14 protein-coding genes are annotated in these 17,353 nt (G+C 65.2%); 5 read left to right on the forward strand and 9 right to left on the reverse strand.

Annotated elements, in window-relative coordinates:
* Positions 1-65: 65 nt before the first annotated feature.
* Together ETAA1_RS06925 and ETAA1_RS06930 are read left to right on the forward strand one after the other, a co-directional pair.
* Positions 66-617 (forward strand): hypothetical protein, encoded by a 552-nt coding sequence (locus tag ETAA1_RS06925; RefSeq protein WP_145235519.1) that lies wholly within the window; start codon positions 66-68, stop codon positions 615-617.
* Between the two features lie 113 nt (positions 618-730).
* Complete coding sequence (locus tag ETAA1_RS06930) at positions 731-1,198, forward strand: helix-turn-helix domain-containing protein (protein ID WP_145235521.1); 468 nt, start codon at positions 731-733, stop codon at positions 1,196-1,198.
* A 99-nt stretch (positions 1,199-1,297) separates the two neighbouring features.
* Here ETAA1_RS06930 and ETAA1_RS06935 read toward each other — a convergent pair whose 3' ends face one another.
* The 9 genes from ETAA1_RS06935 to ETAA1_RS06975 form a co-directional block, all read right to left on the reverse strand.
* The gene (locus ETAA1_RS06935; RefSeq protein WP_145235523.1) at positions 1,298-2,131 is read right to left on the reverse strand and encodes an FRG domain-containing protein; all 834 of its coding nucleotides are present in this window, start codon (positions 2,129-2,131) and stop codon (positions 1,298-1,300) included.
* A gap of 6 nt (positions 2,132-2,137) precedes the next feature.
* On the reverse strand, positions 2,138-4,786 hold the full coding sequence (locus ETAA1_RS06940; protein WP_145235525.1) for an NACHT domain-containing protein: 2,649 nt from the start codon (positions 4,784-4,786) through the stop codon (positions 2,138-2,140).
* Positions 4,787-5,407: 621 nt separating this feature from the next.
* Complete coding sequence (locus ETAA1_RS06945; protein WP_145235526.1) at positions 5,408-6,346, reverse strand: hypothetical protein; 939 nt, start codon at positions 6,344-6,346, stop codon at positions 5,408-5,410.
* A 53-nt stretch (positions 6,347-6,399) separates the two neighbouring features.
* Positions 6,400-7,035 (reverse strand): HNH endonuclease, encoded by a 636-nt coding sequence (locus ETAA1_RS06950; protein ID WP_145235528.1) that lies wholly within the window; start codon positions 7,033-7,035, stop codon positions 6,400-6,402.
* Between the two features lie 76 nt (positions 7,036-7,111).
* Positions 7,112-7,429, reverse strand: a complete 318-nt coding sequence (locus tag ETAA1_RS06955) for a TIGR02996 domain-containing protein (protein ID WP_145235531.1) — start codon at positions 7,427-7,429, stop codon at positions 7,112-7,114.
* Positions 7,430-8,320: 891 nt separating this feature from the next.
* On the reverse strand, positions 8,321-9,202 hold the full coding sequence (locus ETAA1_RS06960) for a DUF1559 domain-containing protein (protein WP_145235534.1): 882 nt from the start codon (positions 9,200-9,202) through the stop codon (positions 8,321-8,323).
* A 26-nt stretch (positions 9,203-9,228) separates the two neighbouring features.
* Positions 9,229-9,873 (reverse strand): ATP-binding cassette domain-containing protein, encoded by a 645-nt coding sequence (locus ETAA1_RS06965; protein ID WP_145235536.1) that lies wholly within the window; start codon positions 9,871-9,873, stop codon positions 9,229-9,231.
* Positions 9,870-10,826: a sugar phosphate isomerase/epimerase family protein gene (locus ETAA1_RS06970; RefSeq protein ID WP_202920714.1), complete on the reverse strand. Its 957-nt coding sequence runs from the start codon at positions 10,824-10,826 to the stop codon at positions 9,870-9,872. Before ETAA1_RS06970 ends, ETAA1_RS06965 begins: the two co-directional genes overlap by 4 nt.
* Positions 10,827-10,889: 63 nt before the next feature.
* Complete coding sequence (locus tag ETAA1_RS06975; protein WP_145235539.1) at positions 10,890-11,219, reverse strand: ATP-dependent Clp protease adaptor ClpS; 330 nt, start codon at positions 11,217-11,219, stop codon at positions 10,890-10,892.
* Positions 11,220-11,471: 252 nt separating this feature from the next.
* Here ETAA1_RS06975 and ETAA1_RS06980 point away from each other — a divergent pair, with 252 nt between their 5' ends.
* The 3 genes from ETAA1_RS06980 (at position 11,472) to ETAA1_RS06990 (ending at position 17,290) form a co-directional block, all read left to right on the forward strand.
* Positions 11,472-14,138 (forward strand): hypothetical protein, encoded by a 2,667-nt coding sequence (locus ETAA1_RS06980; RefSeq protein WP_145235542.1) that lies wholly within the window; start codon positions 11,472-11,474, stop codon positions 14,136-14,138.
* Positions 14,139-14,213: 75 nt separating this feature from the next.
* Positions 14,214-16,037, forward strand: coding sequence for a GTPase (locus ETAA1_RS06985; protein ID WP_145235545.1), 1,824 nt, complete (start codon positions 14,214-14,216; stop codon positions 16,035-16,037).
* 2 nt (positions 16,038-16,039) lie between these two features.
* On the forward strand, positions 16,040-17,290 hold the full coding sequence (locus ETAA1_RS06990; RefSeq protein WP_145235547.1) for a DUF3299 domain-containing protein: 1,251 nt from the start codon (positions 16,040-16,042) through the stop codon (positions 17,288-17,290).
* The last annotated feature ends 63 nt before the right edge of the window (positions 17,291-17,353 follow it).

The raw sequence follows: 17,353 nt of genomic DNA on the forward strand, positions 1-17,353 counted from the left end.
GCCGACGCTGCCGAAATCGAATCACCCCGCCCGCAACGGGCGGGGCATACTGAAGGAGAGTTACTGTGAATGATCCAATCCGCGAAACGCTCCGCCGGCTGTGCACGCGGGGGCTGGCCGAATTTCTAGAGTTGGCGCCGGCGGCTGTGACCAAAGACGCGGTGACGGCCGCGATGACTACGCCGGCGAAACTATATCTGGACACAACCGTCACTGACCGCGCGAAACGCGCCCGGTTAGGGCGGATGCTCCAAGAAATCGCCGCCGAAGTGTTTGCCGCCGCGATCGCAGCGGGGACGGTGGTTCTCAGCAGCAAGCCGGTGTCGGTGGAGGACATCAAAGCCGGCGGGTTGCAAGCGACGCTCTCAGCCGAGTTTCGCGAGGAGCTCCATCACGTCTGCCGTACCGCAATGGACGCGATCCTGACGAGTGGCCGGCTGCGCTACACGACCGACCAAGTGCTCGATCTGATGGTGATCGCCGCAGGGCATCTGGTCGCGTCGAAGACGAACGACCCCGCCGAGCGCCTACGCCTGATGTCCGGGTGTCAGGAAGCGGCACTGGCAGCGATGCAGGAGGCGTCACTACGCGGCAAGACCGCATTTGTGCGTAACTGACGCGGCGATACCCTCCGGGCTCCTTCCCGGTCGCAAAGGCCGATCCTCGAAGCGACCGGGAAGGAACTGGCGCAGAGCGCTTCCACGACTGACCACTCAACACAGAGACGACCATGCAAGAAATCGAGAGCAGCGCCGCGCTGGATGCCCGCGACGCCTACATCGTCGCCGGCACCGTCGCGGGGAAGACGCCGACCGTCATCGCCGCCGAGCTTGGCGTTTCGGTCCACACCATCTACCGCCGGCTCAAGGCGGCACCCGTCCGGCAAGCGTTGACCGAAGCACGAGCGGCCGAGGTCCGGCCGCTCGTCGCCCAGGCGGTCGGCGAAGTTCAAAAGTCCGTTGAGCGGTTGGTCGCAGTGCGCGACGGGGAGACGACGCGAGACGGCGACCGCATCCGGGCGTCAGTCGCGATTCTGGACTGGTTTTCGCGAGTCTGGGAAATGGGCGAAGTCCTGCCCCGCATCGCGGCCCTTGAAGCGCAGCTCGCCGCGAGTGCATTAATCATCGAGACCACGAATCAACATACCTCCTGTAATATAGATGCAGTGCCGGAAGGTATGGTAGCTGATGATTGTTGATCGATTGAAGCAGTTTGCATCTGCAATGTATATTCTGATCGAGAATAACCACAATGCGTGCCAATCAAATGATAATAATGACCAAATAATGGTGCTAGATCAAGGCAGAGTCGTCTTAAGTCGTTCGCCAATGTTCGCGAGCTCAGGAAAGACATTATGCTTGTTGATTGCTAGCAGCTGCAGTTCGCGAACAATGTTAGGCTTGGATTCACGCGGAACGCGATAATTGCGCACATGCGACCCATCGGCCACACGCTCGACCGCGATTGGCTGCTTATGCAAAAGTGTGAAAGTGCCGAGTTGCGCCTGCATGCGGGGGGAATTGCGAATTGCGGTGATCGCAACAGGAGGGTAGCTTAGCGTAGTGGCCCCACGAACGTTACCAGGGAGAAATGGAGCAAGAATGGGATCGCCATAATAAGGAATGTATTTTGAATACTTCGGATAAAGATTCGAGGCCTCGTTGAGCTTCAATGGGTTCAACAGCCAGAGCGCACCGTCCCGATCGAACCGAAGGGGATTGCAAACGGCGAAGAATAATGCAACGAGAGGGCTCTCCGTCCAGTCGAGCAGGCGAGTTGGACATCCGTAGTGCTGCATCAGCGCGAGCCAGTCCCAATCGGAGGTGACAGGACGTTGCAGGAGCAGCGATGCATCTTGCTGAAAGCGAGCCATGAGGTCAAGTTCGGCATCAAGATGGGCGGGGTTCCTAGCCAGCGATGGAGTAAGCGTCCACGCGGCGTCGTCGTGGCCTCGATACCAAAATGGATGGTCCGAGTCGACTGCAATTGCAGACAGCAGGGTTAGCAAGTCGGCGACACTTCCGATGTCACCCTGGGATGCAATAGAGGCCGCAGAGACTGGAGGAGTAGCAGCCATCAAATCCCCTCGCAAAAGAGATGGAAGCGCACACCATTCGACGCTGGAAAACATGCTTGTTCATCTATAATAATCCATTTCCTCCTCGATACCAGCGGCGTCGGTAGCCGCGTCGTTTGCGAGCAAATCCGCGAATTTGCCATCGGTTCGACGATTGCGAGAGATAAGTTGCTGCATTCGCTGCCTGACAGCCGGAGGCTGTTGTTGAACCATTGCCGTAATTGTACGGAGACCTCTCGTGAGACGACCTTGAGCGGTAAGATAGGTAATCAGCCACTCAAGATCGCCAGCGAGTTGAGCAAAAAGGACATAAACGTCATGCCACCACGGCTCGCCGATATGATCACCTACCCGCCTCGACCGAGCACTATTAAGCTCAACTGCTACCAAGTACTCCTGATATCGCAAATGTCCAAAGCCCCATTCACCTGCAGCGGTCATTGGGACCAATATATTGCATGGATCAATGAGCTCATCGACAGCTGTTGCAGCCATCTCTCTTGCATTCTTGCCGTGATGATAAGATGCGATCGCGTCCTCTGCAATCTTATACATTGCCTCTTTAGACATATATCGACGCGTTCGCTCATGCATTTCATGAGCGATCGAACGCGCAACAGTCTCTAGGTCTCTATGGTGTGTAGTAATACGACTAACTTGCTTGTGACTATCGTAGTGCCCCAGCAACAAGCGAAATCGTTCCTCATATAGCCGAATCTCGCTATTTGGCAGAGGTATGTTTTTCTCAGCAAGGACGCATAATGCTGTTGCCAGAAGCGGATTGCGAACTATCGCTGCCACCTTTCGGTGCGCTTGCAAGTGGGCAGTAATATCCTTTACACGATTGTGCGGATCACCACCAAACCATAGCAAAAAGAACTGATCTCGCTGTTCATCGGTAAAAGGCAACAAAGTAATCTCAAGCCAGCCATTTTTTGATAAGCTCGCATCGGAGACGCGCGAGGAAGCAACAACCTGAACGGCAGGGTACTTTCGTGAGAACTGAACAATTGCATCCACGATCCAGGGCGCCACTTTAATAACTTCGTCAATGCCGTCAAATAGCAAAGACACACTACCGCTTGAGAACAGCGCGTCGAGATGGACTGCCGTCAAGTCGCTCGCCAATGAGGCCAGAAAACACTTCACACCCGATTCCAACACTGGCACCGGCCCTGTATCTCGCGACAATTCTTCCCTCTCTTTCCAAGCATGAAGAAGCCTGTTCAACGGTATATACAGGGCAAAGCGCCGTCCCAGTACATAGTTTGCCAGTTGTTTAGTAGCATACATCTGAAGACTTGTGGTCTTGCCCGCGCCGGCCTCGCCATATACAACTAGATTGGAGCCGGTCTTAAGAACCTCGTGAATTGAAAGAGAGAGCCGGTAAGGGCGGTCGTAGTAAGAATAGGTAGGCGACGCCTCTATGGCCACCTTCGAGCTGATTATCTCGTGCGAGAGTGCAACCATCACGCCACGTGTAAAATGATGAAAGTCCCGCAGAAATGAAGACAACTCGTCATGCTGCGGAGGACGAGTGTTAAATGCTTCGATTCTACGCCTAAGTGCCTCGCGCCCGACTAAGATGTGCTCAACCAGGGGCGCAGTTTCAACGGTTACGCTAATAATTGGGGCAACAACAGCTTCGCGGTAGCCTTTGAGTTGGGCCTCAACCTCTCGGCGCCTACCGCTCTTGGCGACATAATTCGTCGCGACATCAATAAGTCCGTCTTCGGGCATCGAAGCCAGCAAGGCCACATCCTTCATAAGAATTTTATCTTTATCGGCCAATCGCAACGATTTTCCATCCGAGCCAATCAAGTGCCAATCTTGCTGGTTGACAGCAAGAACAATCGCATCGACCAAGTTCGTGAATTTTACTTTGGCAAGTTCCTGCCCTGGCTCTTCAGTTGCTTTCGCAGCAAGCTTTAATTCTTGTAGCAAGCGTGCACACTCTAAACGCAAGCCGAGCACCTCCGAATGCGCGCGTTTGATTTCTTTTTGAATACGCGACTGCTCATCTACCTCACCCTGGTAGTTATTCTCTATACGATCCGAATCTCCTTCAATGACGTGAACCCCTATTAACTGATATACCGACGCATCGACTCCGCGGAGATGATGCCATTCCGGCTGCTGTAGCTCCAGCACAGCTCGACCCGATTTAATGTTACCCTCAAGAAACCTATGGGCACGAGTCCCTAATGCAAAATCAATATCGGTATAAAATGAATCTATCCTACGACTACTAGTATGCGTTAGCGCATCCATCAGCGTGGCATTATCGAGCAAACTTTGCGCCGCATCACTGTAAGCAAGGGCTTCTCCCTTATCCCCCTCAGTTACCGCAACTGGGCTCTGACCCAAATTCTTGCCTGCCTGAACCGTAGAGATGTTGCCACAGCTTGTCGCTCGACTAATAACCAGCAGATCTGACTTGCTAAGCTTTAGCTCATTGGATGATAACAAAATGATGACATGCACAATTCCCTTTTTTCGCCCCACTGCTTTGCCCACATCTTTGATCGTCTTAGACCGAATTGCCGCTGATCGCCCCAATGGCCCAAGCCCGATACCTACAACTCGCTCAACCTGTCCAAAAGCCGCCTGCTTCTCGCCGCATACAATGCAGAAATCGCCCTCTAACACTGTGTCTGCGATCGCATATCCCAGCCGCGCAAACTCGGTTAGGATTTGCTGACACAGCACATTCGCGTCCCCCATATGTCACCGTGTTTGCGTGTTTTACAACCAACCGTCTTCAATCGACTATCCTGGGCGATTCTCGTAACTGCCTAGAGTACTCGGCCCACCTCTTACTGTCAAAGCAAATCCCGCCTATGACATCCAGAAACGCATCAAAACAAGCGCAAATGAACACTCGGCACAATTTTTCCCCTCGTCCTCATTTCGCGAAACATGACCAACTGCATATGAATCCACTCCACATCACCGCCCGGGGTGCCAGACCGCGATCATCTGCTTCAGGTACTTCCGGCACACGTCTGCGCCGGCCTGGGTGAGCCGGTACTTCGCGTCGTCGAGCCGCACCCACCCCTTCTTCAGTGTCGCGGCGAGCGCCGGCTTGTAGTAGCTCCCCCTGGTACGCTTCGAGGATGCGTCCCTTCGGCTCGCCGAACAGCGCCCGGAGAATCCGCAGCTCGCGAGCGTCGATCGTCTCGCCTAGTGCCGGCAGCTTGTCCGCTTGCATGATTTCACTCGCGGCCGTCGTAGTGACGGCGGGCGTGGCGGTTGCACCATGCGTTCGCCTGCTCACGATCGCCGTGCCGAGCGCGCCGACGACGGTCCCCGCGGTGTCAATGATCGCGATTAGCACGCCTTCCGACATAGGCGACTCCTACCGGTGCCCGTTCGTGTTGTAGGAGAATTGTCGCCGAAACTGACGGAACGATCAAGCTCCGATATGTCCGGCGTCGAGGCGACGCGGTTCGACTTCGGCAGCCGCTCAATACCAGTGCGATAGTTGAGCGATCGGCGATGGTACCCACCGCACGCTCGATACTTGTCGCCCGGCCGGCGAGCGGTTTTCGGCTGCGGCGCGGAGTTCTCGACCTTCAACTTCAGTGCCGACGCCCACACCTCCCGCGGAACGCGGAAGCGGATCGTGTCGCGCTGCTCGACGTGCGAGCCGTCCAGGTCGAGGTCGAGGTACTCCGCGGCCGGCGTCGGCTTCTCGAACAGCAGGAGGTCGCCGTGCGGCCGATTCGAGTAAACGGCGCCGGCCCCCATCCCGATCTTGCCCGCAAGCTGCTGTCCGGCCGCCGCGAACGCCATCTCGGTTGCGAGGTCGAAGCCCTTCGGGTGGTACACCGTCCCGTTGTTGTCGGTCAGCTTCACCTTCGTCCGACTGAGCAGCGGGTCGCGCCACGACCGGAACGTCACCTTCTCCTTCGGATCGGCGACCCGGACTGCGACGAATACCATGAAGTCGTCGCCGCTGACGCTCGCGCCGCGGAACTGGACCGACGACGGCCCGGCGTCCCAATGCTCGTCGGGGGCAAGGGCTCGCCCGGCGCCCGCTCCCGCCTTCCCCTTTGCCCCCTGCCCGGTCGCGGAGCCGCTATCCAAATCGCCCGCGCCCAAATTACCCCCTCCTGCCGTCGCCTGCGTTCCGTCCTGCTGCTGATCCCGTGGCTTGCCGGTCGCGAGGTAGATCACCAGTGCGCGCGCGGCGGAACCAGCGCCCACCATCGCGACGCCCGCGACGATCCACGCCCACAGCGGAACACCGCGCCGCGGCGCGGCCATCCGCAGCGGGCCGGGGCTGATCATGACGCGCGAACCGAACGCGAACCCGGTGCCTAGATTTTGTTGCTTTTCGCTCCGTTACATGGCTGACACAGCAACTGGAGGTTTGCCACCGTAGTAGCGCCGCCCTGCGACACTGGAATGATGTGATCGAATTGTAAGTTCTGCTTAGTACCGCACTGAACGCAGCACCCCTTGTCACGCCGCCATACTTCACTCCTAACTGCCTCGGGAATCGGGGTTCGACTCGTCTGTTCGTAGGGCAGGGGTGGCACTGGAGCGTTAAACACCACGCCTGCCACGCCTTCCTCCATCCTGTCTTTTCGACCGAACGCCTCCATTTCCTTGTTGTACTTTCCCGCAAGCGAGTGGATATCAGTAATCAGTACGGCAATACCAACAGCTTCCGGCGAGCCGGCGGGCGCCTGCGACTTCTTCTTACAATGGAGACATTGGTAGCGTATCGATCGACAGTTCGGGCTAACTTCTATTAGTCCCATTGTGTACTCATAGCACTTAAAACAAGGCTGAACCGTGAACAGGATTTCCAGCCTTCTGCTAAGATCTACTCTCTTCGCCCAAATAGCCGCTTTCAGTTTGCTTATCTTGTTTGTGTGGTGAATCACGACTCCAGCGATAATTGCGACGACTGTCCCCGCAAACACTGCTACCCCGATGACCACTTCCATGACAGCACCCCGTTGCAATCGAAAAGCCATCTCTCCAAAACTGTGATTCTAGCCAGATAGCACACCCGTGCAACCCTCAATTGGGTTGCGGGGCGCCGTCAAGGTAGTGACGGACCGTGAGGAAGCTAATTGCGGTTACCGTGCTGATCTGCTTGGACGTCTTACCTTCACCCCGGAGGGCGGCAACCCGAATGAACTCCGCGCGGCGCGCGGGGCTGTTCGGGACGTAGCGCTCCCACCCGTACATGCGGCAGTTGCGAGAGTATTTCCGCTTGAAGCAAACCCGGCAGCGAACACGCTCGGCGAAGTCGTCCAACCAGTCCGCGAACATCAGCCGAGGCGTGTCATCGTCGAGGCTGTCAAGTATCGCGTAGAGGAAGGCAGCTTCGTCCATCGTTCCACGGTATCACGCCGCGGGCCGCTCAGCTATGCGCCGTTGATCGGGGCGCGCAATTCCGGCCACTCGCCGCGTTCGACGGCATCCAGCCGCACGGAAGCCGTCCCCATGACCATCGCCCTGTCCGCCGTCATCGTCGCAGCGAACGTTTCCTTCTCCGTCCGCGCGTGGCGGCAGGAACGCGCCGTGGGGCGTTGAGGGGCGCGCAAACTGCAAAACCCAATGGCGCGTAGCCGGCGTGCCTAGAATGGCGTTGCGAAGGTCGCGAGCATTCGCAACGGTCGTACGACGGGGTAGCTGGAGGGATTACCACGAGAATCATCGCGGTCGAGAACGACGAGTACCTAGGGCGGGAATTCCAAAACTTGCTGCGCGGCAGGCTTCGAGACGGCGGCTGGGAGAGGTTAGTCAGGATGATGAACGACGCCGGTTACATCGCGCGGCTCTGCGGTGACTTTACGGGGCTAGTTCCCCCCGTCGTGCCAAAGGAACTACGGTGGCGGGCGAAGCTGCGTCCGATGTGCGCCGGGGGGCGCCCCCTGATTGGCTACCTTCCACTCTTCGACCCCTACCAAACCGACCGGTGGTGGAGGATGATTTCCGGCCGTGCGCCGCTGGAGCTCGGGAAGCTCCCGCGTAGCCTCTCTCGGAACGCGACTGCATACGGCAGGAGTTGACAGCCAATCGACAGCCTATGGCCCGGATAGGCTCGGACACCCCCGGACACTCCGACACTGGAACCACTAGGATTTCCAGGCGATTCGGACGTTGCTGGACAGAGCCGGACACGCCGAAACGGATTGACATTGTGGGGGTCACTGGTTCAAGTCCAGTAACGCCCATTCCGACACAAGAAGCCGCAACCCAACGGGTTGCGGCTTCTTCGTTTCATTCACCGCCCGTCAGTACCTCGCCGCCGGCGCGGGTGGTCAGCGCCGCCAGCACGGTGATGGGGGTGCCCGTTCGCAGGAACCGGACCGACCCGTCGGCCATGACCACACTCGCGCCGGCGAAGTGGAAGCCGTAGATCTCGTGGGTGTTCGTGCAGTTCACACCGCACGGCCCCCACGGGCCGGAGCCGTCGGCCAGCCAGCCGTCGAGGTTGATCGGGATGTTCCCGTTGGCCGCCGCCCACCCACACGGCTGGATGTCACCGGCGCGCCGACCGTTCTTCCACAGTTCCGGCCGGCCCGCTACCTCGGCGACGGCGATGCTGTTCGAGGTGCCGTCCAGGATGTCGGCGAACCGCGCCCCGGCGCCGACCGCGCACACGCCGGTGGGGTCGCCGCTCCACGGCGACAGCAGCCCGGTTGCGATGAGGTTCGGGTCCACGTCGTAGATCGGGGAGTAGTCGCAGACGCCGTACACGAGCCCGCCGGCGGCATTGGTCGTCTCGCGGCCGCCGGGTGCCGACGGGCACACGAACACCGGCACGGCCACGCCCACGGCCGGCTGGTTCTGCGGGTCGTCGTACTTCAGGTCGAACCGGTAGCGGTCGAACGCCGCGCGCTGCTCGACGTAGGGGAGCACGAACCCGCCGAAGCCGTGGAACCACTGGTTGTTGCGGAGGGCGACGGCCGGCGGGAAGCGGCCCTCGGCGTCGTGCCGCATGTGGCAGGCGGCGCCGATCTGCTTCAGGTTGTTCTGGCACTTCACCCGCGCCGCCGCCTCGCGGACCTTCTGCACCGCCGGCAGCAGCAGCCCGACCAGCACCGCGATGATGGCGATGACGACCAGCAGTTCGATGAGTGTGAACGCCCGGCGCGACATCGGCGTGCCCCCCGTGCGGGGTGATTCTACGGCGCCGAGGATTCCCGCACGGCGACACCCCCGCGGTCGAGTTCGAGCACCACGTCGGCCAGCCGGTCGGCCTCGGCGCGGGCGTGGGTGACGTGCAACACCGTCACCCGCCGCTGCTGTCGCAGTCCGCCGAGCAGGTCGAGCAGGGCGGCGCGGGCGGCCTCGTCCACGGCGTTGAGCGGCTCGTCGAGTAGGAGTACGTCCGGGTGGAACGCCAGCGCCCGTCCCAGCGCCACCCGCTGCGCCTCGCCGCCGCTGAGGCCGACGGCCCGGCGGTCGAGGAGGCCGCCGAGGCCGAGCCACCCGGCCAACTCGGCGACGCGGGCGGCCGGGTCGGCGCCGCGGACGGCGAGGGCGAAGCCGAGGTTCTCGCGGACGGTCATGGTGCGGAAAAGGGCCGCGTCCTGCGGGACGTAGCCGACGTTTCGCGCCGCAGCCGGCAGGCGCGTCACGTCGGTGCCCCGGAGGAGAACGCGCCCGGCGCGCGGCCGGCGGAGGCCCGCAATCACTTCGAGGAGCGTCGTCTTGCCGGCGCCGCTGGGGCCGAGGAGCACGGCGTAGGCGCCGGGCGGCACGGCGAGGCTCACGCCGTCCAGCGCGAACGCCCCCTGCCTCACGGTCACGGCGTCGAGTTCGATCATGCCCCGGCCGCGGCCTTCATCTTCGCCAGACCGGTGGCCGCGACGCGGTGCGGGTCCTGCCGCCAGTACTCCCGGTTGAACAGTTCCAGCGACACGAATCCCGTGTAGTTCATGGCCCGCAGCCGGGCGAACGTCTCGCGCACCGGGCCGACGCCGTCGCCGGGGTACACGCGGTCGGCGTCGGTGATGCGGTCGCGTTCGATGCGCGGGTAGTCGTTGGCGTGGAAGATGCCGATCGCCGCCGGGCTCAGCAGCGCCAGCCCGGCGGCGTCGGAGCCACCCTTGTAGAGGTGGTACGTGTCCGGCAGCACGCACCCACCGGGCGCCTGGCTCTCGGCCGCGATCAGCACCGCCTCGCCGAGCCGCTTCAGAGTCCGCGAGAAGCCCCACACTTCCACCACGGGCGTGACCCCGGCCGCGCGGCCGACGTCGGCGAGCGCCCGGTAGCGGTCGGCGGCGGCGAGGAGGTCGATGACCGACTGCGTGAATTTCGGGTCGTCGCGCTTGCTCTGCCCGCCGGTGGCGCCGACCGGCGGCGCGGCCATCCGCCGGCCGCCGAGCTCGGCCACCATCCCCATCTCCCGGCGGGCCTGTTCGAGCCCCTTCCGCCGCCGGTCGGCGTCCTCGACGATCCACTCGGCGAAGCCGATCACGTCCGGCACTTCGAGCCCGGCGTCGGCGAACCGCTTGTTCAGCTCGCGGAGGGTGCCGCCGCCGCGGGTGTACGCCTCGACTTCGCCCATCCAGGGCTCGATGGCCGAGTAGCCCGCCTTCGCGGCGATGTCGATCAGTTCGACGATCGGCCGCGACTGCCCTTCGGCGTTGCGGACGGTGCTGGTGTTGAGGCAGAACTTGAAGGGCAGGGGGGGGGTGGGTTGGCTCATGGTGGGGGTGGCGGCGACGGCCGCGGCGGTGCCGGCGAGCCACGCCCGGCGGGTGAGGTCGGTCGGCACGGCGGCCTCCGGGTAGGGTGGGACTGATATCGGTGGCGGCGGGGCGGGCGACAAGGCGCGGGGCTACGCCGTCGGCTCCACGGTCACGCCGAGCGGCTGCGCCCCCTTGTCCTTCGCGGCCGGGTCGGGGCCGCACGAGTGAATCTGGTCGGCCTTCAGCTCGGCCACCTCCAGCGGCCCGATCCACACGACGCTTCTCCCCTTCTCGTGCGCCTCCAGCGTCAGCTCGACGCACCGCTCGATCTCGTACCCGAAGACGACGCGCAGGACGCCGATCACGAACGCGAAGCCGTTCAGGTCGTCGTTGTGGAGCACGACGGCGTACGGCGGCTGGCGGCGCGTCTGCGTGTCGGTGTCGGTGTTGGGGAGCACGTCGGGGGTCGCGGTTGGCATGCGGGTAGTCTACCCGCTTCCCGGCTCCGGGTGGGGCCGGTTTCTGCTCCCGTCGGTCGGCCGGGCGGGAAAACCGGTCGGAGGGTTTGACACCGCCCAGATGTGGGGTTATATACAAATGTACACTTTTGCCGCGGGCCGGTCAAGAACAACACCCTGGCTCATTACCTCTCACCCCGCCCGACCTCTCAACCAGCTCCTTGTCGCGGTCGCATGACGCGACGAGAATCGGGCCCTACCGGAGGCACTCCCATGCGCTGCGTCTTGATCGCGTTCGCCCTACTCGCCCCGGTCGCGGCTCGTGCCGCGGAATCTGTGTGGGTCGAGGCCGAGCACCTGGCCGGCGTCCGCGGCCACTGCTTCCCCGACATGGGCGGCAAGACCACGGGCCACTGGGCGCTGTCCGGCCCCGGCATCGCCCCCGAGTGGACGCAGGGCGGCGAGAGCGGCTGGCTCAGCATCGCGTGCGGCCCCGACGACGCCACCGCGAGCGCCAGCACCGACATCGAGCTGCCCGAGGCCGGCGAGTGGACGCTGTGGGTGCGCTACCGCGACTGGCGGGCGCAGACCGAGCTGTTCGCCGTCACCGTGGAGCAGCCGGGGGTAGCGCCCCGGCGCGTCGTCTTCGGCGAGAGGCCCGGCCCCGACGTGGACGAGGACGACGAACTGAAGCTGCTGTGGAAGTGGGCGTTCGTCTGGGATTCCAAACCGATCCCGCTCGTGAAAGGGCCGGCGAAGCTGACCCTGCACGCCCACGCGAAGCAGCCGGGGCACCGGCAGATCGACTGCTTCTGCCTCACTACCGATAAGGCGTACCACCCGTACCACCGCGATAAGCCTACTCGGCCGACCTGGGCGCTACTCGACTCGCTGCGCACGAACCCGAAAGTGGCCCCGGAGCCGCTGTCGCCGCGGGCACGCTCCTTCAGCACGCCCGCGGCGTGGAAGCCGGCCACGTTCCGTGACAAGGGCTTCCTTTATCTGTGGAACGTCGGCAAGGCGTGGGAGGACGAGCTGGCGTCCGCCGACCCGAAGCGGATGCTGGTGCCGTTCCACACCGAGGCGGCGCAGCTGGCGGCGTTCAAGAAGGCGTTCGGCGGCCGCCCCGACGTGCCGATCTTCTCCGACCCGCTGATCGTGCCGGCGTTCCACGGCGGCGGTCCGAACGTGCTGGACAACCCCGCCGTTGCGGGTTGGCTGGACGCCAACCCGACGCGGCCGTTCGCGAACATGGGGAACTACATCGACGCCAAGGCGCTGACGCCGCGCGCGAAGGAGAACTGGGCGAAGCACCGCGACCGCTACGTCGGCAACATCCAGGGCGAGAGTTTGGGCCACGCCGTCCCGCTCGACGGCAAGGCGCTGGCCGAGAAGCTGAAGACCGCCAAGACCCGTGCCGAGGCGCTGGCTGCACACGCCGAGCTGTTCCGCGCCGGCGTCGCGGCCAAGCAGACGGCCGTCTTCGGCGAGCCGGGCGCGGTTCCTTACGCGGATTACATCCCGTGCCAGTCGGCGGAGATGACGGCGTTCGCTCACGCCGCCCGCGAGTGGGGCGCCCGCACCGTCGGCTACGAGAGTTCGACCGTGCTTCCGGCGCTGGGAATGCGGCTGGCGTTCCTCCGCGGCGGCGCGCGCCAGTACGGCGGCCTGTGGGCGACGTACCGCTCCTCGAACTTCGGCGACGCCGCCACCATGTACTCCGAGCAGGGCACTTACGCCCACCCGAAGCACGTCTACGACAACTATTACGACGCCTTCTCCGGCGCCGGCAGCACGTGGTACAAGTTCGACCTGTGGCACGAGTACATGGCCGGGTCCGCCCTGTTCTACCACGAGCAGGGGTTCGACGAGTTCTGGACGCCCGGCGGCGGCTCCACCCCGCGGCAGCCGATCCAGCTCTCGCCGAAGGGGCGCCTCGTCGAGCAGTTCCTGGCGGTGACGAAGACGCACCCCGACCGCGGCACCCCGTTCACGCCGATCGCCTTCCTGCTCGACCACGCCCACGGCTGGGACCCGAACGGGTACCAGCCCGCGTACTTCGGCTTCGACCCCGCCGCGAACCCCGACGTGCTCCGCTTTGACCGCCACGCCCGGATGCTGAAGGAGTGGTTCGGCGTGGCCTACCACCCCTACGGCCCGAAGGAGGCGGAGCCGAACACGGCGCTCAACCAGAACTACCTCCCCGGCGTGTTCGGCAACGTGTTCGACGTGCTGGTCACGTCGCCGACGAAGCGCGACGCGGTAGACCAGTACCCCGTCGTGGTGCTGGCCGGCGAGGTGACGCTGAGCGCCGAGTGGGGGACGAAGCTGGCCGCCTACGTGGACGCCGGCGGCACCCTGGTCGTGACCGACGGCCAGCTGAGCGGCCCCGGCGTCGCCGCGCTGAAGTTGCCGGAGTTGGGCACCGTCGCCGAGGACGCGGCGCTGACGTGGCACGGCGAGAACGTGACGACGCAACGCTACCGCTTCCGCCCCATTCAAGGCGGCACGCCGCTGGCGAAGGCCGGCAACGGTGCCGCGGTGGCCAGCGCCTTCGACCGCGGCAAGGGCCGGCTCGTGGTGCTCGGCGTACCGCTCGGCCTCGGCATCGACGGCACCGCCAGCCCGCTGGTGGCGCTCGTGCTGGCCCACGCCCGGCAGGGGTTGCTGCCGGTCGAGGTCGTTGGCGAAGTCGAGTGGCTGCTGAACCGCACCGAGCACGGCTGGCTCGTGACGCTGCTGAACCCCGCGGGGCCGACGCGGCTGCAACACGGCGTCGGTCCGACGGACTACCGCCAGTCGCGGTCGGTGACGATCCGCACGGCGCGGCCGGTGACGGCGGCGCGCGAGTGGTTCACGGACGCGCCGCTCGCACCCGGCGACCTGCGGCTGGCGGTGCCGGCCGGCGGCGTGCGAATCGTAGAACTGACGGGTGGATGATCTCTGCCCGCGACTCGACCGCTTTGCTGTGGCGTAGTCGGGCGCCGCCGGGGCCGTTTCCGCTACACCATGCGCATGACCGACGCCGCCCCCGAACCGCTCCTGCGCACCCTCGCGCCGCTGCTGCGCGGGCTCGACCGCCGGCTCCGCGCCTGGCTCGACGCCCGCCGCGCCCACCCGCTCACCATGCTCCAGCGGGCCGAGCTCGAAGGCCTCGCCACCGACCTCGGTCGGCAGGCCACCGCCCTCGACGTGGAGCAGCCGCTTCTCGTGGTCATGCTCATGGGCGGCACCGGCGTCGGGAAGAGTAGCCTGCTGAACGCCCTCGCCGGCGCCCCGATCGCACAGTCGTCGTTCACCCGCCCCACCACCCGCGACCCGGTCGTCTACTTCCACCAGTCCGTCCGCACCGACCGCCTCGACCCCGCGCTGCGGCTGTGCCGGCTGGCCCAGCACGACCGCCCCGGGCTGGAGCAGAAGGTACTCGTGGACACCCCCGACCTCGACAGCAACGACACCGCCAACCGCGACAAGCTGCTGGCGCTGCTGCCGGTGGCCGACGTGGTGCTGTACGTCGGCTCGCAGGAAAAGTACCACGACCAGCTCGGCTGGGAGCTGTTCAAGGAGCAGCGGCGGCGGCGGGCGTTCGCGTTCGTGCTGAACAAATGGGACCGCTGCCTGACCAACGAGTCGGGGGTGCGCCCGGACGACGACCTGATCCGCGACCTGAAGGACGAGGGGTTCGCCAACCCGCTGCTGTTCCGCACGACGGCGCGGGCGTGGGTCGAGTCCGGCGGGGCGCCGCCGGCCGGGCTTCCGGACGGCGAGCAGTTCACGCTCTTGCGGAACTGGCTCGAACTCGGCCTGACGCGGCTGGAGATCGAGGCGGTGAAGGCGCGCGGCGTCGGCCAGCTGCTCGGGCAGGTGGAGCGGGCCGCGGCGGGGGCGAAGCCCCCCGACCTGAGCGAGGCGGCGGCGAAGGTGGCCGAGACGTGGGGGGATGTGCTCGCGGAGGAGGCCGGGGTGCAGGCCGAGGTACTGGTCGGCACGCTGGAGCCGTACCAGACGGAGGTGGAGCACCACTTCAGCGTCGAGGGGCAGCAGCGGTTCCGCGGGCTGATGGCGGCGTACCTGCGGCTGACGAACGTGTTCCGCTACGCCGGCAGCCGCATCCGCGACCGCAACCCGATCACCGGCCGGTTGCTCGGCGGGCGGATGGAGACGCCGGTTGAGTGGAACCTCGGCGCGTTCGTGCAGGACTGCGCGAAGGCCGCCGGCGAGCGCGTGCTCGACCAGCGGTCGGCGGCGCTGGTGAGCCGGTTACTCGTGGACGCCGACCAGCGCGGCTTCCCGGTGGCGCTGCTTCAGGAACGGACCGCGGCCGTGTCGCGGCTCGACTGGCGCGACCGGGCGACGCGGGCGGTCATCGACGCACTCGCGGAGGTGGAGCGGCAGGCGGTGCAGCCGACCGGCTGGCGGCGCGTCGTGCGCGGCACCCTGGGGTTCGCCGCGAACACGCTGCCGGAGCTGGCGCTGGTGGCGACCGCGGCCGTGCTCCTGTGGGACTTCTTCGTCGTCGGCAACACCGACATCAGTGCCTTCCGGCTGGCGCTGATCGGACTCGTCCCGCTGGTCGTCATCATCGTGATTCACCTGCTGGTGCTGCTGCTGCTGCCGGTGCGCTGGCCGGCGATCCGCGGCGAATTCCGGCGCGGGCTCACGGGCCGGCTGGAGGCCGAGCTGGAGCGGGTGTACCGGCCGATTCCGGGTGAGGTGTCGGCGGCGCTGGCGGCCGAGCGGGCCGACGTGGACGCGCTCGTGGCCGACACGAAGCAGGTGGCCGACTGGCTGGCCGAGCGCCAGCAGGCGGCCCGCGTCGGCGAGCTGTACGGGTCGTGAACATGCGCCTCCTCGCGCCTCTCGTCGCCGTTTTTCTCGCCGCCCCGGCCCCCGCGGGCGTGTACGACGCCGCCGCCGACCCGCCGCCGCTGCCGAGCCGCTGGGCCGGCTTTCTCCCCGACCACCGCGCCCTCCGCGCGGCCGCGACCGACCGGCCCGTCGATTCCCTCCGCGCCGACTTCCTGGCGACCGCCGACCGCCTGAAGAAACTCGACCGGCCGCTCACCGCCGACGAATCCGCCGACCTCGGCGCCGCGCTCCTGCGCGTCGGGAAAGCCACCGACGCGGTCGCGGTGTTGCGGCCGGCCGCGCGGCGGTTCCCGGACCACTTCCGCACGGCGGCGAACCTCGGCACCGCGTGGCAGTTGGCCGGCGACCTCGACCAGACCGCAGCCGCCCTCGCCGACGCCGTCCGGCTCGCGCCGGAGAAACTCCGCCGCGCCGAGGAGTTCCACCTGAAGCTCGTCCGCCTACGGCTCGCTGAGGGCCGCGCCGCCCAGCGGCCGACCGCCCCCGACGACCTGTTCGGTGTCCGCTTCTCGGAGAAGCTCGACCCTGCCGAGCGGGCGAAACTGCCGGCCGACGACGTGGCCATCGTCCAATCTCTGACGCTCGCGCTCCCGGCCGACGGCCGCCTCCTCTGGCTGCTCGGTGAACTGGCGAACGCCCACGGCGACGTGCGCACCGCGGCGGCGATCCTCGACGGCTGCGTCACCGAGTTCAACCTGTCGGCGCCGGACCTGCGGGCGCACCGCGCCGCCTACCGCGCCGCGGCCGACGCCCTGGCGCGCCAGCCCGGTCACGACGGGCACCGCGGCACGATCGTCTTCCGCTCCGCGCGACCGCTCGCCCGCCGGTTCGACACGTCGGTCTTGCCGCCGGTCCGCGCCGACCGGCCGAACCCGCTGCCGTGGGGGCTGCTGGCCGAGACGGAACTCGGCGGCAAGGAACCCGCCTTCCCGCGGCACCTCCTCGCCCTCGACGGCAAGCCGGTGGTGCTGACCGGGTTCGTGCAGCCGCCCGGCGACGCCGAACAGTTCGGCTCCTTCCTGCTGCTTGAGTACCCGGTCGGCTGCTGGTTCTGCGAGACGCCCGACCCGGCGCGGGTGGTGGCGGTCGAGTTGCCGCCGGGGGTGCGGTTCGGCCGCCGGGCCGGGCTGGTGAAGGTGACCGGCACGCTGACGCTCAACCGCACCGACCCGGAGGACTACCCCGTCCGAGTGACCGCGGCGCGGGTCGGGGAGCCGGAGTAAGGGGCGCCGCGGCGCGCGGTACTTCATTTGGCGGTTCGACGTTTGCTCACCCCCGGCGCACCC

The sequence above is a fragment of the Urbifossiella limnaea genome, from assembly GCF_007747215.1.
GTDB lineage: Bacteria > Planctomycetota > Planctomycetia > Gemmatales > Gemmataceae > Urbifossiella > Urbifossiella limnaea.